The organism is Endozoicomonas sp., assembly GCF_051008435.1.
Taxonomy (GTDB): domain Bacteria; phylum Pseudomonadota; class Gammaproteobacteria; order Pseudomonadales; family Endozoicomonadaceae; genus Endozoicomonas_A.
Window position 1 is genome coordinate 23,623 of the sequence record NZ_JBPCXO010000024.1, and the last position, 20,580, is coordinate 44,202.

At 50.2% G+C, this 20,580-nt stretch carries 33 protein-coding genes and 2 pseudogenes; 29 read left to right on the forward strand and 6 right to left on the reverse strand.

The genetic code is table 11. From position 1 onward, the window contains the following. Positions 1-11: 11 nt before the first annotated feature. From ACR2PX_RS01015 to ACR2PX_RS01050, 8 genes are all read left to right on the forward strand, one after another. A complete protein-coding gene (locus tag ACR2PX_RS01015) occupies positions 12-518 on the forward strand; it encodes a phage major tail tube protein (protein ID WP_433997501.1) in 507 nt (168 codons plus the stop codon). Between the two features lie 64 nt (positions 519-582). After that, entirely contained in the window at positions 583-858 is a 276-nt protein-coding gene (locus ACR2PX_RS01020; RefSeq protein ID WP_433997502.1) for a phage tail assembly protein, read from the forward strand. Positions 859-991: 133 nt separating this feature from the next. Next, positions 992-3,088 (forward strand): phage tail tape measure protein, encoded by a 2,097-nt coding sequence (locus ACR2PX_RS01025; protein WP_433997503.1) that lies wholly within the window; start codon positions 992-994, stop codon positions 3,086-3,088. After that, a complete protein-coding gene (locus tag ACR2PX_RS01030; protein ID WP_433997504.1) occupies positions 3,081-3,470 on the forward strand; it encodes a phage tail protein in 390 nt (129 codons plus the stop codon). The genes ACR2PX_RS01025 and ACR2PX_RS01030 overlap by 8 nt, the downstream gene beginning before the upstream one ends. A 4-nt stretch (positions 3,471-3,474) precedes the next feature. Continuing rightward, a complete protein-coding gene (locus ACR2PX_RS01035; protein WP_433997505.1) occupies positions 3,475-3,681 on the forward strand; it encodes a tail protein X in 207 nt (68 codons plus the stop codon). An 18-nt stretch (positions 3,682-3,699) separates the two neighbouring features. Beyond that, positions 3,700-4,722, forward strand: a complete 1,023-nt coding sequence (locus tag ACR2PX_RS01040) for a contractile injection system protein, VgrG/Pvc8 family (RefSeq protein WP_433997506.1) — start codon at positions 3,700-3,702, stop codon at positions 4,720-4,722. Positions 4,723-4,831: 109 nt separating this feature from the next. Beyond that, positions 4,832-5,317, forward strand: a complete 486-nt coding sequence (locus tag ACR2PX_RS01045) for a Panacea domain-containing protein (protein WP_433997507.1) — start codon at positions 4,832-4,834, stop codon at positions 5,315-5,317. Beyond that, entirely contained in the window at positions 5,286-5,711 is a 426-nt protein-coding gene (locus tag ACR2PX_RS01050; protein WP_433997508.1) for a hypothetical protein, read from the forward strand. Before ACR2PX_RS01045 ends, ACR2PX_RS01050 begins: the two co-directional genes overlap by 32 nt. 30 nt (positions 5,712-5,741) lie before the next feature. Here ACR2PX_RS01050 and ACR2PX_RS01055 read toward each other — a convergent pair whose 3' ends face one another. After that, positions 5,742-6,158, reverse strand: a complete 417-nt coding sequence (locus ACR2PX_RS01055; RefSeq protein WP_433997509.1) for a helix-turn-helix domain-containing protein — start codon at positions 6,156-6,158, stop codon at positions 5,742-5,744. Positions 6,159-6,265: 107 nt separating this feature from the next. Here ACR2PX_RS01055 and ACR2PX_RS01060 point away from each other — a divergent pair, with 107 nt between their 5' ends. After that, complete coding sequence (locus tag ACR2PX_RS01060; RefSeq protein ID WP_433997510.1) at positions 6,266-6,475, forward strand: hypothetical protein; 210 nt, start codon at positions 6,266-6,268, stop codon at positions 6,473-6,475. A gap of 1 nt (position 6,476) precedes the next feature. Here the strand turns inward: ACR2PX_RS01060 and ACR2PX_RS01065 are convergent, their stop codons facing one another. Together ACR2PX_RS01065 and ACR2PX_RS01070 are read right to left on the reverse strand one after the other, a co-directional pair. Further along, a complete protein-coding gene (locus tag ACR2PX_RS01065) occupies positions 6,477-6,887 on the reverse strand; it encodes a hypothetical protein (RefSeq protein WP_433997511.1) in 411 nt (136 codons plus the stop codon). Between the two features lie 53 nt (positions 6,888-6,940). After that, positions 6,941-7,759 (reverse strand): hypothetical protein, encoded by an 819-nt coding sequence (locus ACR2PX_RS01070; RefSeq protein ID WP_433997512.1) that lies wholly within the window; start codon positions 7,757-7,759, stop codon positions 6,941-6,943. Between the two features lie 129 nt (positions 7,760-7,888). Between ACR2PX_RS01070 and ACR2PX_RS01075 the strand changes: the two genes are divergently transcribed. From ACR2PX_RS01075 to ACR2PX_RS01145, 15 genes and pseudogenes are all read left to right on the forward strand, one after another. Further along, the gene (locus ACR2PX_RS01075) at positions 7,889-8,107 is read left to right on the forward strand and encodes a hypothetical protein (protein WP_433997513.1); all 219 of its coding nucleotides are present in this window, start codon (positions 7,889-7,891) and stop codon (positions 8,105-8,107) included. Between the two features lie 79 nt (positions 8,108-8,186). Further along, positions 8,187-8,822 carry a hypothetical protein gene (locus tag ACR2PX_RS01080; protein WP_433997514.1) on the forward strand — a complete coding sequence of 212 codons (636 nt, stop codon included), beginning with the start codon at positions 8,187-8,189 and terminating at the stop codon, positions 8,820-8,822. A 268-nt stretch (positions 8,823-9,090) separates the two neighbouring features. Further along, on the forward strand, positions 9,091-9,573 hold the full coding sequence (locus ACR2PX_RS01085; protein WP_433997515.1) for a phage regulatory CII family protein: 483 nt from the start codon (positions 9,091-9,093) through the stop codon (positions 9,571-9,573). Further along, positions 9,566-9,796 (forward strand): hypothetical protein, encoded by a 231-nt coding sequence (locus tag ACR2PX_RS01090; RefSeq protein WP_433997516.1) that lies wholly within the window; start codon positions 9,566-9,568, stop codon positions 9,794-9,796. The genes ACR2PX_RS01085 and ACR2PX_RS01090 overlap by 8 nt, the downstream gene beginning before the upstream one ends. Next, positions 9,796-9,951 (forward strand): hypothetical protein, encoded by a 156-nt coding sequence (locus ACR2PX_RS01095; RefSeq protein ID WP_433997517.1) that lies wholly within the window; start codon positions 9,796-9,798, stop codon positions 9,949-9,951. The genes ACR2PX_RS01090 and ACR2PX_RS01095 overlap by 1 nt, the downstream gene beginning before the upstream one ends. A 42-nt stretch (positions 9,952-9,993) precedes the next feature. Then, the gene (locus ACR2PX_RS01100; RefSeq protein ID WP_433997518.1) at positions 9,994-10,611 is read left to right on the forward strand and encodes a tyrosine-type recombinase/integrase; all 618 of its coding nucleotides are present in this window, start codon (positions 9,994-9,996) and stop codon (positions 10,609-10,611) included. Positions 10,612-10,648: 37 nt separating this feature from the next. Continuing rightward, positions 10,649-10,963 (forward strand): carbon storage regulator, encoded by a 315-nt coding sequence (locus ACR2PX_RS01105; RefSeq protein ID WP_433997519.1) that lies wholly within the window; start codon positions 10,649-10,651, stop codon positions 10,961-10,963. Next, positions 10,963-11,286 carry a DUF7673 family protein gene (locus ACR2PX_RS01110; protein ID WP_433997520.1) on the forward strand — a complete coding sequence of 108 codons (324 nt, stop codon included), beginning with the start codon at positions 10,963-10,965 and terminating at the stop codon, positions 11,284-11,286. The genes ACR2PX_RS01105 and ACR2PX_RS01110 overlap by 1 nt, the downstream gene beginning before the upstream one ends. After that, complete coding sequence (locus ACR2PX_RS01115) at positions 11,276-11,551, forward strand: hypothetical protein (protein ID WP_433997521.1); 276 nt, start codon at positions 11,276-11,278, stop codon at positions 11,549-11,551. Before ACR2PX_RS01110 ends, ACR2PX_RS01115 begins: the two co-directional genes overlap by 11 nt. After that, positions 11,544-11,732 carry a hypothetical protein gene (locus tag ACR2PX_RS01120; RefSeq protein ID WP_433997522.1) on the forward strand — a complete coding sequence of 63 codons (189 nt, stop codon included), beginning with the start codon at positions 11,544-11,546 and terminating at the stop codon, positions 11,730-11,732. The genes ACR2PX_RS01115 and ACR2PX_RS01120 overlap by 8 nt, the downstream gene beginning before the upstream one ends. A 67-nt stretch (positions 11,733-11,799) precedes the next feature. Then, positions 11,800-12,021 carry a hypothetical protein gene (locus ACR2PX_RS01125; protein WP_433997523.1) on the forward strand — a complete coding sequence of 74 codons (222 nt, stop codon included), beginning with the start codon at positions 11,800-11,802 and terminating at the stop codon, positions 12,019-12,021. Next, on the forward strand, positions 12,014-14,818 hold the full coding sequence (locus ACR2PX_RS01130) for a toprim domain-containing protein (RefSeq protein ID WP_433997524.1): 2,805 nt from the start codon (positions 12,014-12,016) through the stop codon (positions 14,816-14,818). Before ACR2PX_RS01125 ends, ACR2PX_RS01130 begins: the two co-directional genes overlap by 8 nt. Positions 14,819-14,890: 72 nt before the next feature. After that, positions 14,891-15,109, forward strand: a pseudogene (locus ACR2PX_RS01135) (HNH endonuclease signature motif containing protein); the annotation flags it as partial. 2 nt (positions 15,110-15,111) lie between these two features. Beyond that, the gene (locus ACR2PX_RS01140; protein WP_433997525.1) at positions 15,112-15,429 is read left to right on the forward strand and encodes a hypothetical protein; all 318 of its coding nucleotides are present in this window, start codon (positions 15,112-15,114) and stop codon (positions 15,427-15,429) included. A gap of 64 nt (positions 15,430-15,493) precedes the next feature. Next, positions 15,494-15,886: a hypothetical protein gene (locus ACR2PX_RS01145; RefSeq protein WP_433997526.1), complete on the forward strand. Its 393-nt coding sequence runs from the start codon at positions 15,494-15,496 to the stop codon at positions 15,884-15,886. Between the two features lie 377 nt (positions 15,887-16,263). Here the strand turns inward: ACR2PX_RS01145 and ACR2PX_RS01150 are convergent, their stop codons facing one another. Further along, positions 16,264-16,542, reverse strand: a complete 279-nt coding sequence (locus ACR2PX_RS01150) for an addiction module antidote protein (protein WP_433997527.1) — start codon at positions 16,540-16,542, stop codon at positions 16,264-16,266. 3 nt (positions 16,543-16,545) lie between these two features. Next, entirely contained in the window at positions 16,546-16,845 is a 300-nt protein-coding gene (locus tag ACR2PX_RS01155; RefSeq protein WP_433997528.1) for a type II toxin-antitoxin system RelE/ParE family toxin, read from the reverse strand. A gap of 84 nt (positions 16,846-16,929) precedes the next feature. On the opposite strand from ACR2PX_RS01155, the pseudogene ACR2PX_RS01160 reads away from it, so the two are divergent. The 3 genes and pseudogenes from ACR2PX_RS01160 to ACR2PX_RS01170 all read left to right on the forward strand — a co-directional run. Beyond that, positions 16,930-17,163, forward strand: a pseudogene (locus ACR2PX_RS01160) (ash family protein); the annotation flags it as partial. Positions 17,164-17,179: 16 nt separating this feature from the next. Then, a complete protein-coding gene (locus ACR2PX_RS01165) occupies positions 17,180-17,419 on the forward strand; it encodes a hypothetical protein (RefSeq protein ID WP_433997534.1) in 240 nt (79 codons plus the stop codon). 52 nt (positions 17,420-17,471) lie between these two features. Continuing rightward, on the forward strand, positions 17,472-18,134 hold the full coding sequence (locus ACR2PX_RS01170; RefSeq protein WP_433997529.1) for a BRO family protein: 663 nt from the start codon (positions 17,472-17,474) through the stop codon (positions 18,132-18,134). A gap of 263 nt (positions 18,135-18,397) precedes the next feature. On the opposite strand, the gene ACR2PX_RS01175 is transcribed toward ACR2PX_RS01170, so the two are convergent. Next, positions 18,398-18,631, reverse strand: a complete 234-nt coding sequence (locus tag ACR2PX_RS01175) for a hypothetical protein (RefSeq protein WP_433997530.1) — start codon at positions 18,629-18,631, stop codon at positions 18,398-18,400. 148 nt (positions 18,632-18,779) lie between these two features. Between ACR2PX_RS01175 and ACR2PX_RS01180 the strand changes: the two genes are divergently transcribed. Both ACR2PX_RS01180 and ACR2PX_RS01185 read left to right on the forward strand, forming a co-directional pair. Then, positions 18,780-19,835 (forward strand): tyrosine-type recombinase/integrase, encoded by a 1,056-nt coding sequence (locus ACR2PX_RS01180; protein WP_433997531.1) that lies wholly within the window; start codon positions 18,780-18,782, stop codon positions 19,833-19,835. Then, on the forward strand, positions 19,832-20,095 hold the full coding sequence (locus ACR2PX_RS01185; protein ID WP_433997532.1) for a co-chaperone GroES: 264 nt from the start codon (positions 19,832-19,834) through the stop codon (positions 20,093-20,095). The genes ACR2PX_RS01180 and ACR2PX_RS01185 overlap by 4 nt, the downstream gene beginning before the upstream one ends. Positions 20,096-20,580 lie beyond the last annotated feature (485 nt).

Below are 20,580 nucleotides of genomic sequence, written 5' to 3' on the forward strand. Positions count from 1 at the left end.
AGAAAGCAACTATGGCAACCCCAAAAGTCTTAGTGGATTACAACTGGTCAGCTGATGGTGTCGGCAAGATCGGTCTGGTCCCGAAAATCAAACTGCCCGATTTCACCAAAGTCATGGAAGAGTATCAGGCTGGCGGTATGGCTGCGGCCATTGAAATCTTCATGGGCATGATCGAGCTGCAAACCATGACCGTCACACTGGCCGAGCCCGATCCCCAGGTACTAAAGCTGTTCAAATTCACCAACGGTGCTGAAAAGCAATTTACCTTCCGTTCGGCATTGGCCGGGCGTGGCAGTGCCGAAGGCTTTGTCGTTCGCTGCCAGGCTCAGCTGAAGAGTTTCAGCATGGAAGAGATCGAACGCAAAAAACCATCCACCTGTGACTTTGAGCTGTCTCTGGTCACTTACAAGCTGGAGCGAAACGGCGAAGTGCTTTTCGACATCGATGCCGAAGGCGGGACACTGATTGTTGATGGTGTTGATCTACGGTCAGATATCAACGGACTGATCGGTAACTGACGGGGGCTTGCTCCCGTTTTTTTACTTCATAACAAAAACAAACCATTAGAAAGCAGAGCCAGATATGAACTCTAAAAAAGAAATTAACCTCCATTTCCCCATCCAACTGGATGGAAAAAAAATTAATAAGCTGACTATGCGCCGACCAACCGTTCGTGACCGTCTGCTTGCCGCTAAAGACGAGGGAGCCAGCCCGGATGAAGTGGAAGTCAAAATGTTTGCCATTTTGATGGATATTCCTGAAGAAAACCTTCACGACATGGACCTTCTTGATTATGAGCAGTGTGCCAGGGCTGTGAATGATTTTTTAAAGAAACCCGGCTCTCAGTCCGGGACCTGAAAAAGGGGATCTACCTCCTTTCAAAAGACTCTGGTTGGTCGAGAGACGACATCATGAACATGAGTGAAGTTGAACTTTTGGACTGGCTGGAAATTGCTTGCAGTATTCGTAAAGAAGCCCAGAGGAAAGGCTGATGTCAGAGAACAAAGAACTGGGAATACGCATTACTGCACAGCTTGACCCAGCGGTAAAAAAATCTCTGGGCATTATGGCCCGCGATACCAAAAAAGCGGCCAAAGAGAATAAAAAAGCGGGGAGAATTGTTGGCAGCCTGGGCAGAACGTTCAAGACCAACCAGAAGATTACCGATCGCCTCAGAACGTCTACCTCAAGATTTCAAAACTCATTAAAGCGAACCACCCGAGCCACCGGTGATTTAAAAAGAGAACAGGATTCACTGGGGCGTTCGATCCGCAATAACGAAAGACGGATGAAACGCTTTGCTGCCACCAGAACCCGGCTGCAGAACAGTGGCCAGGCTTTGTCCGATCTCAGGGGAGAGGCAGGCGGAGTCATTGCCGGGGCAGTGACTGCAGTCGCCCCCATTATTTCTGCAGCCAGGAATGAAGAGCAGGAAGTACGACTGCGTACCGTGATCAACAGCAAGGATGTGGACGATGCCATGAAGAGCTCCAGAGATAAGGCTCGCACCATGGCGAAAGAAGGGGTCAGTACCATCGCCGAAAGCTTCCAGATTCAATACGCCCTCAACTCTGCCGGCTTAAATGCCAGAACCGCTTCTGCAGGTTCTTCAGTGGTAGCTCAAGTAGCCAGAGTAACAGCCGGTGATGCCGAGAGTGTAGGCGAAGTTATGGCTACAACGTTCAATAACCTGGGTTCAACCCTTCAAGGAACAACAGAAGAACGCTTTAGCAGGATTGGGGATCTACTGACCAAGACACAGCTCAAATTCCAGATCCGAAACTTCCATCAACTGGGCGAATCCATGAAGAATGCTGCAGGTCCAATGTCAGCATTTAAAGTACCCATTGAACAAGGCTTGACGTTGCTGGGTCAGATGAATAACGCCGGTACCACAGGCGCAGAAGCTGGTACGGCCTTTCGAATGATCATGAACCAGATGAACAAGGCTTCTCAGTCACTGGATTTTGACATGGTCAGGGACTCAAACGGCCAGCTGGATCTGGTAACCACCCTGAACAACCTTGATAAGTCATTACAAGGGATGGATACCGATGAGCGAGCAGTCACCCTGCAGAATGTTTTTGGGGATGATGCTTCCAGCCCAATTACTTTGATTCTGGGCAGACTGGAAATGCTGGAACCTGCTGTAAAAGATGTCGATGAAGGCAGTAAAGGCTTGGTGAAAGACAGTTACCAATACTTTGAACAATCCACTTCAGGCCAGTGGCGAAAGCTTATGTCCAGCTTTGGCACCCTGGCAGACTCGATTGGCCGTGTACTGTTGCCGGGTGTCAATGCCGTGATTGGCCCTCTGTCTGTTATGGCAGGCTATGTTGCTGACCTCGCTGAAAAGTACCCGGAACTGACCACATTGATGGCCGGGGCTGCCGTAACACTCATGGCCTTTAAAACGGCTGTACTGGCTGCAAAGGTAGCCACCCTGCTGTTCGGGAAAAGCATGAAACTTACAGGGGCTAACCCAACCGCTCAAAAAGCATCAAAATCCAGCTGGTTATCCATGAAAGGTATGGGGGGGCTGTTGGTAGCCACTGGCGCTTTATCCATTGGCTCAACGCTGATGGATAACCAACTCAGCAAAAAAGAGAAAACCCAGTCCATCGCAACGGATGCTGGCGGTATTACCGGTGCATTGTCGGGAGCGGCTGTCGGCGCGGCATTAGGTTCTGTGGTTCCCATTATTGGCACCACCATTGGCGGTATTGTTGGCTCCATAGTGGGCGGTATGGGAGGCAGTTGGCTGGGAGGTAAAACCGGTGAATGGCTGGTTGAAGAGAATGATAATAAAACCGTCTCACCCGACGCGTCTGCAGGCCCCATGCAAACCTTGATTGAACGAATGCACGAAAAAGAAACCCTGGTTCAGGAAAAGGCCGCCGCCAGTGCCGCTCCCATCAAAGTTGAAATGGGTGATATCGTTTTGCAGCAACAGCAGGGTGAACGGGACGAAGATTTTCTGGTGAGAACCCGGTCGATCATTCGTGAAGAAATGGAGCGAGCCGCCGAGAAACTTCGCCGACAGCAGGAACGCTCACTGACAGACAATACCGGAGGCGCTTATGGTTGAGCCACAACTGGCTTTAGGGGAATACCGGTTCAGTGTGGCAACGGCAGCACTTCAGGAGCTGGAGAGAACCTCTGAATGGCGCTGGGCTGACAAGGATGTGATTCAGGGTAAACCCCAGTCTGACTTTATAGGCCCAGGGCTGGACACGCTGGAACTGAATGGCGTGATCTTTCCCCATTTTCGGGGAGGCCTGGGACAAGTAGACGCCATGAGGGCAGAAGCCAATAAAGGGGCTCCTCTGCGATTGGTTTTAGGCACCGGGCAAGATATGGGCCTGTGGACCATTCGACGGATTCAGGAAACCCAGCGCCGACTCTACGACCGGGGGATTCCCCTGAAAGTGGAATTCAGGCTGTCACTGAAAGAGTACCGGGGGAGGTAAGGCAATGGCTAAATACACCACCAAAGACGGCGACATGCTCGATGCTATTTGTTACCGCCACTACGGCAACCTCAACGGCACGGTTGAGCGTGTTCTGAATGCCAACCCAGGACTGTGTGAAAAGCCGTTGGTGATGCCTGCCGGTATAGTGATCGACCTGCCTGTTCTGGACTCTGCCGAAGTGAACGATGCCATTGATTTATTTGAGTGATCTCTTTGAGTAATCAACATGACTCCTGACTTCAAAGTAACGATTGGCGGCAAAGACAAAACGGCAGCAATCCGCGAGCGCCTGATCAGCCTTTCTATCACCGATGAAGCCGGGCACCGATCCGACAGCCTGATTCTGGAGCTGAACGACGACGGCAAGCTGTCATTCCCTTCCAAAGAGCAGGACATCAAAATATGGACCGGATACCAGAACCCCGCAACCGGCAAAAGTAACCTGGTCTTCCGGGGCAATTACCGGCTTGATGGTGTTGAGTTCCCCTTTCCTGAAGCCCGAATGATCATCTCGGCATCCGGTGCCCGGTTGAGAGGTTCCTTCACAACGCCAAAAGATGACGTATGGATCGAAACCACTCTGGGTGATATGGCTCTGACCATCGCCCGTCGCCACGGCTTTGACCTGGCTATGTCGGATCGTCTAAAGGCCATAGAGATTTTTTATGAAGACCAGCAGGCCCAAAGTGACTCCGACCTATTGACTCGGCTGGCGAGGCGCTACGACGCCACCATGAAACCTGTGGGGCATAAGCTGGTGTTCTTTGAAAAAGGGGATGGCCGATCCGTCTCGGGGCAGGCTTCAAAGCCAGAACCCATTCCCATTACCGAAGAAACACGAGGCACTGTAAAACTCAGCGGCCGTATTCGACAAAAATCGGTCCGGGCCAATTACCGGGATCTGGATGCAGGTTCCATAGGTTATGTCGAAACATCCAGCGAGCAACCTCAAACAGTGCTGGGCACTTTGCACGATTTTGAAGTGGATGCTCGTCAGGCAGCCTTTGCCGAGTTGCACGAGATCCAGCGGCAGCAATTTGAATTTATCATGAGCCGGATGCCGGCTAACTCTGCCCTGAGAGCAGAAGGCCTGGTGAATATCACCGGGCACCCCCGCCCCCAGGCCAATGGTGAATGGGTGATCAAGAGTCTGACAGAAACTCTGGATGAGCAGGGGCTCTGGCAGAGTTTTACGGCCAGCTATCCCAAGCAGAGAGTGAATAGCTTGCCTGACCCGGTAGCCAGTTGATTGAACTTTTGCTTTATTTGCCCCTCTATCTATGCTTGTAATATACTCAGCTGCCTGCCGATAACTGCAATGTTATAGGTTGTCAATCATGCCAATATAGGAGGAGTTTTTGAGCAAGACTACCGCTAAAAACGTTGCTGATTTTTTTCTGCACAAGATCCATGCCCATGGCGACGTGATCACCAATAAAAAAATTCAAAAAATGGTTTTTTACGCCCAGGCTTGGTATCTGGCTTGCTACGATGAACCCCTCATTCCAGAAGATTGCGAGGCCTGGGTTCATGGCCCCGTGTATCCGAAGCAGTATCACCGTTTCAAGTCTTATACCTGGAACCCTATTTCATTGAATCCGGATAAGCCTGATTTACCGGAAATCGTCGAGCAACATCTCATCGAAATCTATGACACTTTTGCCAGCTTCACCAGCTACCAGCTGGAAATGATGACTCATCAAGAGGCGCCCTGGCAGGATGCCAGAAAAGGACTGGCTTCAGATGATTTCTCTACCGCCATCATAAGCAAAGAATCCATGAAGCACTTTTATCGAAAGATGTCAGAAGACAATGCCGAAGAAACACAACATACGACCCACTAAAACGCCACGAAAAACACCAATCCCGACAACTCCAATCAAAGAGAAACATGTCAGCTTTTCATTCAAGCACCTGGATCTAAGTAATAATAAGTTTTCCATCTCGGGTAAAAATGCCCAGTATTTTTACAAGGTGTTGGAACGTTTAAAGAACCTGTCTGAACTGCTTCCCGGAGAGATACAACAAAACCGCTCTAATGCACTTAGAGCTCACCCTATAGAATGGAAACAAACCAGCGAACGTAAAGGATTTACAACGCTGAATACACAGCTTCAGGGGCAAAAGCCCTATCAATTTCAAGTTAGCGCCAACGAGCATGGACGTATACATGGGTTCTTCATTGGCCCTGTTTTCCATGTGGTGTGGCTCGATCCAGATCATAAACTTTACTCCTAGCCTTTGGGGTAAAGAGTTTGCCGAACCCAGTTACTTAAGTGTCTCAATAAAATCCGCTAAGGCATCCAGTTGTTGGGAATTCAACCGGGCTACGGCTTCTATCACGGTGACCAGCTTATCCGAGAGGGGTGCATCGTTGCGAAACATCGGCTCCCGTCCCTCCAGATACCAGTCAGTGGTAATGCCATACAGGCGGCACAGTTGAATCAGATCAACCTGTGTTTTCGGTCCTGCGCCACCATCCGTTTCCCAGTTTCTCACGGTACTTAATCCTTTACCCAGTGCCTGGGCTACTGTCTGAAGCGACAGTCCGGAAATAGATCGGGCCATTTTGCATCGTCGGTTTCGGTCTGCTGGGTGACTTGGCTTTTTCAACGACATTAACAGGTCATCCAGAGCTCTATTGATAGCGGTCAAGACTAGGTAGGGTTGGTATTGTCTACCCACGTAATCCTCAGTAAAAGATTACGTGGCACTCTTGCAGTTGCCAGACAATAGCCTTATTAATATACTGTATTTATATACAGTAAAAATCAGGGAAGTCAGAGGTCACCATGGCAGAAGAAGTCAAAGAACCAGCCAGAGTGCAAAGCAAGCAGTACATCTTGATCGATGCGGCAGAGCTCGAAAAACTGAAGCGGGCGCGTCAGTTGATATTAAGAAGGGTAGAGGCCGAGCAGGAATCCAGACCCGAGGCCAGGCTGAAAAAGCTGGCCATCATCCGGCTGGATACGTTGGAGTGGTGTAAGCAGGAAAGCGCCTGAATCAGTTCCGGGCTTGGGGGATCAGCTGGCGGATCAGCAGTTCCAGCTGGTCAAAGCGTTTGTCCACTTGGTCAAAACGGTTGTCCACCTGTTCAAACTGCTTATCCACCTGATCAAAGCGGGTTCGGTTTTCCATATCCGTCTGGTCAAACCGCTTCTCCAACTGATCAATGCGGGCATTGGTTTCTTTGTGTTGCTCATCGCAGCGCTTGAAACCTGCCATAGTGGCCTGAACCAACGCAGCAAGATCAGACTTTACGGACGAAACATCAATCTTCAGACCCGCAATATCATGCTGGTTGGTCAGCGCAATATTCTTGATATCGGCACACACCTTTGCCAACCCGTGCTGGTTGGCGTCCAGCTGCCTGTGCTGCTCTTCCAGTTTATCCAGTCTCGACTCGACCGACATAATTACACCTCATGTTGTCGTTGCGTTTCTCAGCATAGCAGAGTCACTGGGGGTTATTTCAACACTTCAAGAAGGCTTAAAATATTGGAGCTATCGAGATCCTTAGGGGCCAACCCTTTGCGTTGGGCATGGCGGTAGGCAGAGGTATAGGTTCGGGCTCTTTGGTCCACCGACAAAATAATGTTTTCAATCATTGCCGTTTCATCAACCTGGGTAATCACCGCTCGCATCAAATCCATACTGACTTCCCCTGCGGGTTCGGGCTCATAGCAAGCATCAAGAATACGAATCAAGTCGTCTTTTGTATCAAGAGACAAGGGCTCAAGCTTCCCAGGTATTTTTTTATCACCATAGAGGGAGAAAGGACCCAGAAAGCCAATCCGTAATACATCCAGATACTCTGAATTAAGGTAACTTTCTTGCCAGCGATCAGGGTTCTGCTGGTATTTATCTAACAGCAGATTTCTTGTTGCATTGCCTACAGGCCCTGTCAGGTACTCTCGATACATGAATTTAACAGGCTTGTCTTTGTGCAGATATTCAACAGGATGACTCAACTCAACAACCAGCCTGGGACCATCATGGATCAGGTTGATGATACTGCCCTCAATATTAATATGAGCCTCTAGATGCTCGGCCAGCTCACTATCAGAATCGCAAGTATCTATTAGAAAAGGTGCGCCAATATCTTCCAACAGCCAGTTCAGGCTAACGTTCTCGGTCCGGCAAATAGCTATAAGAACCTCAGATCCAGGAACACTTCCTTTATTGATATGTTCGGTTACACCTCTTGAAAAGCCTAAAACCCTGATAAATGGAGTAATTTTTCTACCATTCAGCAGATAGTTAAGTCTTTCTTGAAATTTCTGCATAAAAAAATAACGTGATATTATTGACTATCATAAATATATGACTTAATTTGAATATCAATCGCTAAATAATCACATATTAATGACATTTTGTCGATTGTTAACAAATCACCCAAAAGAGGATTAAACCATATGAGGGAAAGCAAAAGCACCAAAATCATCGGCATTCGTCCTACTGACAATATTTTGAGCAGACAGATAGAGCGCCTGGCAACGTTAGAACGCCGTACATTCTCACAGATGGGTCGAATTCTGTTGGAAGACAGGGTGACTGAGATGGAAAAGGAGCTGGGTTTGCCCCCCATTGAAGAGGCAGAAGAAGGTGGTAACGAGACAGGTCATGCGGCCTGAAAAAGAAAACCCCGCTGTTGGTAGCAGCAGGGCTGATATATGAAATCAATTATCGAACAAGGCTAAGAATATGAAATCATTGATCGAATTGCAAATCGCTGTACTGGGTGAAGATCAAGCAGGCATTCAGGATTATCTATGCGAAATCGACCGTAAAACAGAATCAGAACTGTTTCAGCGTGCTGGTGAACATTTTGGGTTTAAGACTGTGGTCGTTGAAGGGCGAGCTTGCGCAAACCGGGCGACTATTTCTTCAGTCTTAGGGTATCAGAATGAGTCTGGAGTGCGGATGGCCTGCCAAAGACATGAAATCAGGTCCGAAAAAATTACAGCCTACGCACAAAATGTGCGCAAGCTCATTACTGAAGAGCTTGAACTACATGTAAATGATGTCAAAGCCAATCTCATTAATTGGGATGGCTTTCTGATTGCTGCAATGCATTCAACCACTAAAGAAGGGAAACTTGTACAAAAATACCTCCTTGAATGTGAACGCTCAGTTCGCATTGCTAACGGCATTGACCTGGATCTTCACAAGGTTCGTGAAAACCAAATCAAAGAGCTGGATCAAGTTTCCAGAATCTTGGCAAGAGTTGATCGGATCAAAGATCCTGTAATGAAGAAAGCTGCGCTTGCAGAGCTAAATGATGTATTGGGCGGCACCCTGAAACAGCATGGAATGCAGTTTGATCTATTGAATGGAGAAAGCCAGTAAGACCATTCGTACATTATGTACGCGTTAATTCGGACAAAATGTCCGGTCTGAAAAAAAGCTCGAACACGCCTGTGGCAGCAGGCATTAAAAAGCCCCCTGGCAGGGGGCTTAGGTTGGGGCAGAGCTGGCAGGCTCTTACCCCCTTGTGGCGCTGGTCACCCAGATAGCTCGAACACTTTCACCACACAGCGATGTTAACACACCGCTATGGGTATGAAGATAGACCAGCGCCTCCTTTTTATCTACGTGATAACCATGGAGGCATTACGTGAACCCCATCAACCCAACCACAGGACTGGCCGACACCACACTGGTCGAACAGGCCATGAAGGCCACAGTCCGAAGCTATAAAGGCGGTGCCCATGCTCTGGGTATCCACCTCAATAAATCACCCGGTGTGCTCTCCAACGAGATCAACCCCTCCCAGCCCCATCATAAACTGGGTCTGCTGGATGCCGTGGCCATTATGCACCTCTCTCAGGACTTTCAAATCCTGAAAGCGATAGCGGCCTGTGTGAATCACTCCATTGTTCATCTTGGCGATTTCGCCGCCACCTGCGACACCGAATTGCTCGACATCTATGCCCAGTGGCATGCCGAAATCGGCGATGTTTCCCGAGAAGTGTCCGCCGCCCTGGCGGACGGGCGCATTACCCGGGATGAATTTCATCGGATCCGCAAAGAAGGCATGGAGCAGATTCATTTTTTCTTTGAGTTCCTGGCCCGTGTAGAGGCGCTGATTGATGAGTGATATTCCGCCAGCCCTTCGCAAGCTGGGGATCACCACCGTCAGCGACAACCTGGAACCCGAGCAGGTCATCGACCCTAAAAAGGCCTCGGCCTATGCCCGGATCTATTTTCGACAGGAGTTAATGGAGTTCCTACAGAAGTACCAGGAACGGCAGGAGAACGACTCATGCCAGTACGACCCGAACACCAGTGGCGACGCACTCGACGACAGTATCGTTTCGTAATGCCGGTGGAACCCACTCAAACCATGTTGCAGGAAGCCTGGGAACGCTCAGGCATGAATACGCCCTTTCAGGAAGCCATGAACAACCCCACCCTGGCCCGACTGATTCGGATGATCGCGGTGCAGGGCTACAAGAAGAAAGCCGTTAGCTCATAAAAAAGCCCTTAGCTAATAAAAAGCCGTTGGAGGCGAAACCGTATGAAGTTTTTTACCACCTATTTCACCGCGAGCGAAGAAAAGAAGTTGCTCGCTACCATCAAACAACAATCGGCAGATATTTATGCCGAACGTGATTACTGGTGGATGGTGCTGGCCCGCCATACCGCTGTCCGGGTGTGTGTGCTCTCAGGCCTGACCGTGGGCGATGCACAACAGGCTATCAGCCGTGAACGCCTGCTCATTCGCCCCCAGATCAACAAGCGCCAGAAAGAGCAGGAACTGTTCGGCAAGAAGATCATTATCGAGGCGCTGCGCAACCTGGTGCGTATTCATAAAAAGATGGCCCGGCCTGAAGACTTTGCCAACCTCACCTTTGAACAACGGCCCCTGATCCTTTCCCGTAAACACAAGGCTATGAGTGTTCGCAGCTTCCAGGATCGTATGAGCCTGTGGTGTGAGAAAGCCGGGTTGGAAGCGGGTTCACCCCATTGGTGGCGACACACCTGGGCCAAGCGACAAATTAAGGCCAGTGATGACGTAGCCCGCACTTTGATGAAAGTACAGGTTTGGCTCGGCCACGAAGACCCCAAAACCACCGCTATCTACACCCAGCCTGACAAAGAAGAAATGACGGATTTCGGGCGGTATGCGGTATGAGCGTTCAACACAACAACATCAAGAAAGGAGAACACCGATGCTGATTCTGGCTCGCAGAAACGGAGAGAGCATCCGGATTAATAACACCGTCCGGCTGACGCTGCAGTCCCATAACGAACATCAGGTAAAGGTGCTGCTGGAGTCCCCAAAGGGCAAAGCCATTCTGGTGCGTCCGGTGGGTAAAAAGCTGTTCAGTGAAAACGGTGTGCATATCAGCACTACCCGCACTCACCAGGGCATGTTGCGCTTTGCTTTCCGGGCTCCCCGTCATATCTCCATCTGGCGTGAAGAGATCTGGCTGAAGATGCATCAGGAAGCGCATAAGCCGCAAAAAAACAAGGAGGTCGCCTGATGGACGCTGCTTTTAAAGCCCAGGGCCAGAAGGTCGTCCAGCCGCTGGTTGATCTGGCCTTCACTGATACGGGGGCGGCAGAAGCCGCTGCCCAGGTGCTGCTGAGTTGTTACGACGGCTCCCGCTATCACCTCTGCGTCAGGGATCTTTGCCTGCTGGATGACAAACATTACCAGGCAGCACTGCTGGTCATTCGTCTCAGGATTGAGAAAGGCATTGAGCCCCATGAGCTGTTTGACGACACAGAGCTCTTTTCAAAACTCTGCAAGCGCTGGGATACACAGCTGAATGTGATTTCCCGGGGAGAACAGTATGAATGCTGAAACAGTCCTGAACTCTGAAAAAGCCCTGAACTCTGAAACCGTCTACGACTTTGAGATGGAGCCTCTGGAGATCACCACAGAAGAAGCCAACGTAATGGGCAAACTGGTCAGCCATGTCCGACAACAGCACCTGACGCTAAACGGCTCACTGGAAGACCACGAAGCCCGCATGGTGTTGAGACTCTTAAACGAGATCAATAACAGTATTTATCACGTGGGCGCTCCTGAGAACATCCAGGAAAACAAGGAGGCCGCCAATGGATAAGGATCTGCTGGGGTTTCGCTGTGAGTTTGTGCCGGGCTGCTGTTTTCCGAAGTACCGTCAGGCCGCCCGATGCAGACCCGCAAAGAGAGAAGACCTTCACCGCTGCCCTGGCTCTGAACAGTGCAGCAAGCCGGAAGCCTGCCGGGTACGGCAGATGAATAACATTAAGAAAGACTACTGAAACGCAAACTGTTGGCAGGCAGTTTTTCAGTGTCTACAGCGCCTATAAAAGGTCAGGAAAGACAAAAATGGCTCGAACCCGAAAAAAAATAAACCTCTCCCGCATGGCCCGGGAAGAGAAGCAGAAAACCTGGAAGCGGCTTAAACAGGTCAACCCGGATATGGCCGCTCTGCTCCAGGATGCCAGCTTTCAATCCTTGCGTGATCACTTCAATGCAGAAGTACTAATCGATGCCTCTTCGCTCAATGACTCGCTCAATGAAGAGATGGAGGCCTCGATCCATGGCTAGCATTGATCAGTTGAAAGAACGCATTGACCTGAACGAGTTGTGCGAACTCCTGAATATGAAGCGGGATGGCAAACTGAAGCAAAGTGGTGAGGCGCTGTATCACTCCCCCTTACGGGATGACAAGAACGCCAGCTTTTCGGTTTATCGTCGAAACGGTGAACTGCGCTGGAAAGACCACGCTACCGATGAAGGCGGCAGCATCATTGACCTGGTCATCTACACCGGCCAGGCTCCTGATACTTCCGAGGCAATCAAGTGGCTGCATCAGGAATTTAATATCCCTTTTGACAAGTCTGACGCCCCACAGGAAAAGCGCAGCCGTGAAGCCTGGCTGGCGGATCAGGTGATGCAGCAGCCAGAGGAGTCCATCGGTTACCTGGTCGATGAACGTCGTCTGTCTAAGGAAGTGATCGAACAAGCCATTTCAGCCAAAACCCTGGGGTACTCTGACTACACCCGCACCGATAAAAAGCCCGGTGAAAAGTTTTATGGCGGCCCTGCCGTCGCCTTTATCTGCAAAGATTTTGCCAGCCGAAAAGTGACAACGGTTGAATACCGTTATTTTGACAAAGCACTCAATGGTGGCGTGAAAAGCCACTGTCACGGCGAAAAAGGCCCCGCCTTCTGGTGCCTGAGCCACAGCCATATCAAGCAGGCCCACACCGTTGTTCTGGTGGAGTCGCCTATTAATGCCCTTTCGATGCACTGCACCAGTCTGGCCAACAAAGGCTGGGCTGCCCTGGCCGTTATGGGCGCCAGTAATCTACACGAAAAGGACTGGAGCATTCTGGAAGGCAAACGAATCATCTGTGCCTTTGACAACGATGAACCGGACGAGAAAACCGGCTATCGCCCCGGTGCCCGTGCTGCCTGGTCAGTGCACGAAAAACTGACAGCGCTGAACATGCCCTGCCAGTTTGTAGATCATCTGTCCGGTAATCGTTGGGAAGGTGTGAATGATCTGAACGACTTTCTGGTGAAGTACGGGCTGGAAGCTGGCAAAGGCACCTTAACCTCTGCCCTTCAGGAACTGGAGCCCTGGCTGATACCGGGTCTGCCCGGAAAAATTGATAAGGACATGGTCAGCAATCCGGGCAAGCCCCGTCTTTTTCTGCCTGATCACGATTACAGTATTTACTGGAAATTTCGGGTCAGGCCCGACTTTACCCAGCTGCTGAAGATCGGCAAGGACGAAGACGGTAACGATAAAATAGAACATCAGGATCTGTGCGGTTTTCGTATTGCTGGCTTAAGTCGTGTATCCATTCAAAGCGCTACGGCCACCATGAGTGGTGAGAAAGATGCTCAGCCCAATACTATTTTTGCTGCAACGGTTCAGACAGCTCGGCACGGTGATCTTTTACAGCGTCGTGTCTTACAGGATGATCAGCTGCACAATCCGGAACAATGGAAAAAGTTTGGTCCTATCTTCTCCCCGGCCAAATTCTCCCGAATGCTCAATATCATGGAACGGGCTACGGACATTGGCGCCAGAGACGCCATTAATTTTGTCGGACTGGCTTGGCGCAATGGCCGTCCGGTATTGAACGAAGGCCCGGACTGCTATTTCACAGAACCTGACAAGCAGTGCCCTTATCACAACCTGAAGTTTCCCAGCGGCCCTGTGCATCAAGGTCGCAGAGTGATCGACGCTTACCAGACTTCCTTTACTCATAACGCCTCGCTCATTCCTCTGGTTTGGTCTTTGGGTGCCCACTTGAAAGCTTTTTTAGGTTTCTGGCCCCACTTCATCCTCCAGGCAGGTAAAGCTGCAGGCAAATCAACCCTGGTCAAGCGAATGGAAAGAACCATTGGCATGACCATGTTCGGTGGCCAGAGCCTGCAGACTGAGTTCCGTTTACTGACGTCCATATCCCATACCAACCACCCGGTAGGCTGGGAGGAACTGTCCGCTCGCAGACAGGACATCATTGATAAGGCCGTGGCCATGCTGCAGGAGTGCTACCAGTTCACCGTGACACGACGTGGTACGGATATGACAGAGTACGTACAGTCAGCTCCTGTTTTGCTGGCGGGTGAGGACGTGCCCGTCAACACGCTGCTGGGTAAGGTGGTGCGCTCTGACCTGACCAAGAAACAGAATGGTGAGATGCCTGAAGACCTGCCGCGTTTCCCTGTACGTGAGTGGGTTAAATGGCTCTCTACTCTGGATCGTAAACGAGTGCGGGAATTGCACGGTAAATGCCGCCAGTTCCTCATGAGTAAAAGTGCCACCAGTGGTGAAGACGACGGTGCTAACCGGATGGTTGGCAACTACGCAGCTATTTATTGCGCCTGGAAGCTGTTGTGTGAATTTCTGGAACTGCCCAGTAACCAGGGCAACTTTCCCATGGATCTGCTCAGCACCATGAACCACCACGTCACCGAAAGTAGTTCGGATCGTGAGCCTTGGGTCTGGATCATGGAAATCGTGCTGGGCGAGATCGACGCTGGCAACTTCAAGTTCCCTTATCTCTTTGAAAAGAGTCCCAACGATCCGGACGAGTCGCTGCTGTTTATTCGCTTCACCCACATCATGCAGCACCTCTCTACCAACAACAGCTTAAGAGCCAAGTTTGACGCCATGCCGGTAAAAAGTGCCACCGTCTTTTCCCGGCAGGTCAAAGACGCCGGAGTCTGCCCAGAGCCGTTCCGGGACAAAGAGCGCTCCATCGGTACCAAACGAGTTGCCCACCTCTACGGCCTGTCCCTGACAGAGCTGGAACGATACGGGTTGAGCGTGAGTGTGCCGGAGGTGCAGGGGAATGGATACGAAGAGAACAAACAAGAAGCCTGAGAGGTGAATCATGAAAAATAAACTGACCGATTTGAACAACCATCTTTTTGCCCAGCTGGAGCGTGGGAAGAACAACACGGACCAGTGTCCAAAGGGCATCTTGTCGCGTTCATTGATGGTGACCGGTCCAACGTGACGCTGGAAAACCTGGAACTGATCACCCGTCGTGAAAGTGCGCAGATTAATAAACTGCGCTGTTATGCCCAACCAACAGATATTCAGCCTACGGTGCGCCTGATCGGCAAACTGAAGGCCCGGTTAGGTGAGTTGGAAGAATCAAAAGAGGGCTGATTATGAGCGTTTACGGAAAATGCACTGTTTGCAGATTCGAAGGATTTAACGACAGAACTGAAGGCGGTTCTGTCTGTGAAGACTGTCGTGATTATTGGTTGTTTGGTGAAGACAATTGCGATGAGTGCGGCGGCCATGGGTTGGTGATGCCTGGTGATGAATGCCCTGACTGTGATGGCTCAGGAGTAGAGAAAGAACTGCCGGGTTACATAGCGTTCAAAGTTGATTTTGGCTATGACCTGACTCCCAAGGAAAAAGCGCTTGTTAAGAAGTATGAGTACGTTGCAGATGATCCCAGCGTATGGGGTCTCGAAGCATAACTCAAACTCGTTCCCATGCTCTGCGTGGGAATGCATATCAGATCGAATAATCAGGAGATAGAAGATGCCGATATTTGCGAACGTCAGACCCGAATCCAAGTACTTTGCCGGCCAGGCTCAAGAAGAGCCATTCCCCGTCACTCTGGTTCCAGATGGTGGCGGCTATCACTGGCAAGGCGGTGTCGGTGGGAAATATCGAACCATGGACTTGTTTTTCTTTATTAAACAAGAAGACCGGTTCCGTGAATTCAACTTACCCAACCTGTCTGAGATTCCGCAGCTGGAAATAACCAAGAACGCCATCCTGAACGGGGTTGGTAATCATTGGGGTTCAGGTTATTGGGAAAAGGTGAGTGAACTGGCGGAAGAGCTTCTTTCAGCTGCCAGGGAGGAATATCAGATTCAGGCAAATCGGGAGGCTGAAGAACGAGAGCGGGAACTCATACCAAAACCGTAACAAAACGCGACGTTTTTGGTTCACGAGATCGAAAGAAAACCATTGCCACTATCTCTGAATGGGATCTGTACCAGCTGATTATGCTCTGCCGTGATTGGCAAGAAACCTGAGGTGAGAAGAGAGCTTTTTGTGGGGCATTTGAAAGAAAATCGCTTGATTCCACAGGTTTTTCCGGGCTTCCACAGCAGTCAAAAATAAAGAAAAAGGATACATATCAACACGTTGAGTTAAAAACAGTGAATTTCTCACGCCCACAGTTTGCACTGCCCCCGCCTGGGTCAATGCGAACACTTTTTTATCGCATCCAGAAACCCTTGAGGTGAATTGTGAAACAAGCAGTGAAAGGGGTCGGTAAAATATCGACTCCTTACACCCGATCAGGCTGCAATAGTCAGCCTGACACCCAGCGCTTTCAGCAGGCGATGCACGGTATCCCAACGGGGTTGAGCTTTGCCATTAAAAGCTTTGTAGAGGCTTTCCCGGTTAAGGCCGGTCTGCCGGGCCAGTTCGGTGACGCCTTTGTGCTTGACCACATCGCCCAGGGCGATAATGAACACGGCAGGATCATCGTCCAGATAAGCCTCGGTCAGGAACTCAGCAATTTCATTGTCCTGCAGCATTTCTACAGGGTTCATGGGGGTCAGTTTCAGAGCCATGAGTCAATCCTCCAATTGTTGCAACAGGTCTTTGGCTTTTTTAATGTCCCGGTTCTGGCTGGATTTGTCGCCACCACACAGCAGTATCACCATCTGCTGGTTGCGGAGCGTGTAGTAAAGGCGGTAGCCCTTGCCCACAAACAGGCGCATTTCACTGACGCCATCGCCTACCGGTTTGGTGTCGCCCAGGTTGCCCGCCTTCGCCCGTTCAATCCGCAGGGCAACGGCCTTGGCGGCCTGCCGGTCCCGCAACTGCCGGAACCACTGATTAAATATTTCGGTCGAGACCACTTCGTATTTCATGGCTTAATCGTAGCTTACAGGCTACGAATTAGCAAGCAAATAAAAGACTTGTTAACAAATCTAACAGAATGTTATGGTTGTTACGTGCTGGCCAAATCCAGCACCGGGATTGGAACCCCGAATACCTCAACGGCGCACAAGTCGCCCCTTATGATTGCGGCTTTTTTTGTGCGTAGCGCCCGTGCTTGCCTGTTTATGGCGGGTCGGGTGGGGCAGCCTCACGGCTGGCCGGTTCCCGTTGAGGCCGGTAGTTCCAACTCCACTCGATCCGCCTCCATCATGAGATTGGAACCTCTGGGAGGTGGTTTAAAAACCGACTCAACGGAGGCTGTCCATGACTGCCAAAATCATCGCCTTGCCCGTACGCGAGCGTGCCGACGCTGGTGCCGCTGCCCTCAAACTGCTTCAGGACTACATCCTCATCAATCGGGAAACCGACCCCGTGCGCCGCCTCGGTCTTATGGTCGCCTGGAAGCTCAACGTCGTCAGTATGGCTAAACAACAGCCGCTGCACTTCCAGGGCAATACGCTGTCTGCCGATTTGCTGGCGATGGCGGACGATCTCGAAAGCTGAAACCACTCACGACACGTTAACAATAAGACTGAAGCCGACGGAGGCTATAAAAATGACTCGTTACGAAAACGCCGTAGAGAAAGACTTTAATGCCTCACCCGTGCAGATGATTCCCCATGAGGATGAGCTCTGGATGACCATGGAGAGCATTGGGGCTGGGCTGGAATATGAGCAACCAAAAAGATATATAGAGCAGTTATACAACAGAAATAAAGAAGAACTGAATGAATACAGTTGTGTGGTAAAAGTCAGAGCAATACCTGCACCCTTCAATACGAGGGTATCAGGTGCACCTGCACCCCTCAATATGATGGGTGCAGACCCTACCTGCACCCGTCAATCTGACTCCGCAGGTCAGCGCCGATCGGTTCGTGTCTTTAACGAGAAAGGTGTGATGATACTGACCATGCTGTCCGGACAGCCCAAAGCCAGAGAGTTTCGCTCCTGGGCCGTTAAGGTGCTGACAGCGTACCGCAACCAGGAACTGGCACTCAGCCAGAAGCTGCCGCCCGACCATGACAAGTTCCTTGAGAAAATGGTGATCGAAGCTGGCAAGGGGAACGCCATGGCTTATCAAGTCTTGCAGAAGAAATACGGCATGGAGCGTGAAATCCCACCCTACGTCGTTTGCGAGCACTGCGATGGCCTGGTGAATGTTGACAAGGCAAGGCGACCAACGGCTGAGACACTTCGTTTAAGAGGTATTCTGAATTGATGACTTACTCAACGCAATTTTGCACTGAGTAGATTTAACGGGCTCAAAACTGAGCTCGTTAAACTCAGCTCACCTTAAAATTCAGGCGAGCTATTTATCCCTCCAGACTGCCCCGCCTGCCCTACTGCATTTAAAAAACCACCTTCCTATTGTTGTCGGACTCCCCCGTACCCCCTGCGAATAGCCTGCGGCGCTGCCCTTGTGGGCGCAATGCGCCAGACCAGGAATGAGGCAAGGCGTCCGGGTCTGTTTCTCGATGGGGGTCACGGGCGTACTGCTGAAAACCCGTCAATCCGTGGTGCTCGAATGCTAACTGCTTGTTTTATTTCGATTCCTGATTTTTCGCTGTCCACGCTGACCGGCTTTTTCTCCACGCTGACCGCCATTTTCTCCACACTGCCGTTTTTATCGCCTCTCTCTTTATATTTATTTATTCCTTTGAAATAGAAGAAGAAAGAAGAGAAAAGAGAAGGAAAAAGAGAGGGGAATGTAACCACGAATTATGAACTGCGCTTTTTTCCCTCCCACGCATTATTTTTCACCCGTGGGCGTATTTGTGGAACAAAAAAGGCTGTAATATCAATAAGATATGGTAAAATTAAAATTAACCACGCTCCCACGCTGCGCTACGCCCCTGGGGGGGTTATGAAAAATAAAAACGCTCCCAATAATGCCCGTGCAGATAAAGAATTACTGCTGATTGAAGACTGGCTTACTTTTCTGATCACCAGTAAAGGCCGTTCTCTCTCAACGATTAATAAATACCGTGGCTATCTAAAACAGCTTCAGCTCTATCTGTTAGAAGAACATAAAGCCCTGTTACTGACGGCCAGCTCTGAACACCTGGAAAACTACACGGGGCTTTGGCTGCATAAAAAGGGGGTTGCCCCAAAAAGTCGTCATGTCACTGTAGCGGCCTGCAAAGGTTTTTATCACTGGCTTCAGGATAAAAGCCATATCATCTCTGACCCTGCTGCCCAGCTTGAATACCCTAAGACTGGTCGTAAGCTGCCGAAGCAGTTAGGTCTTTCCAATGCTGAAAAACTGTTAATGCAACCTGATATCAATTCATTCACTGGTTTGCGTGATGCTGCAATGCTGGCTCTTTTGATGAGTTGCGGCATGCGCGTATCCGGTCTGGTCAATCTGAATCAGGAGCAATTGTTCTGGTATCAGTATCAAGATAAACAGCGTCTGGCTCTGCTGGTGACAGAGAAAGGGGGCCACGAGAGAGAACTGCCTGTCCCCCATGAAGCCATGTTGTTACTTCAGGCCTACCTGGGACATGATGAGCTGCAAGATATTGACAGGACACTGCCCAGTGGTGAGCAGGTTCTGTTTGTCAGTGTTCGCAATCGAAGAGTGCCTGAACATGAGTACAGAGGTGAAGCCAGGCGACTGACCGAGAAGTCAGTCTGGAGTTTCATGCAGAAATACGGAGAAACTGCCGGACTGCCAGAAGAGCTCTGTCATCCCCACGCCTTACGCCACATGTTGGGCGCTGAAATGATGGAGGAAGACATTACTACCCTCCAGATTCAGGCCATTCTGGGCCATTCCGATCCTAAAACCTCTGAGATCTATGCCCGGATCGCCCGGGGCAAACTGACTGAAGTCGTAGATAAAGCCAATCCATTAAGAAAGATCAAGACAGCAGTATCCCCCCTGGTTCAGGAAATGAAAAAGCGAGGAGCGCTATGACCCAACCCAAACCACTCAATAATCTGGTGCTGGTTGACCGGGCCAGTAACCCAACAACATCCGAGGGAGGTATTGTTCTACCCAGCAAAGACGAACCTCAGCAGTGCCATGGCATTGTTCTGGGAACAGGAGCCAAGGTTACTGAGCCAATTAATGAGGGCGATACTGTGTTGTTCAGTCGCTATTCAGGAACAGAGCTGACCTTCCAGGGAAAAACTTATGTACTCATTCGAGAAGAAGAGCTGCTGGCCACGGTTTAGATATCCGATCCAGCCACAGGCTTCCATTCTTGAACCGGCAGGGTAATAGAACTGGTATAGCCTAGACCTGAGTATTTCTTTAAACCCAGTAATACCGGAGGTTTCCGAACGATGTTGGATGTACTGGAAACTTCCCTTTAGAACGGCCAATAACGTCTCTGGCAGGAGATGGCCCCAACTGCGTACTATCCCATTATGCGCAGTTCAACAGCTCGAACACTACGGGAGATCAATAACTTATGGACGCTCATCAAGGAGAAAAGCGCAGTACAAATCAAAAATATCGGGATGATCACCTGCAGATAGACCTACTACAGGAGGGGGTGGGGGCTCGGCAAGAAAGAACACTCCTCCCCCAAGGGCTATCTCTTTATCACAAATCCCAAACTTGACTTATCCTTTTCAGCGATGAGTCAAGGTTATGTTGCCATTACCTCCTGAACAATGGGCGGAACTTACTTTTGGGTGTGCAGATTTGGGTGATA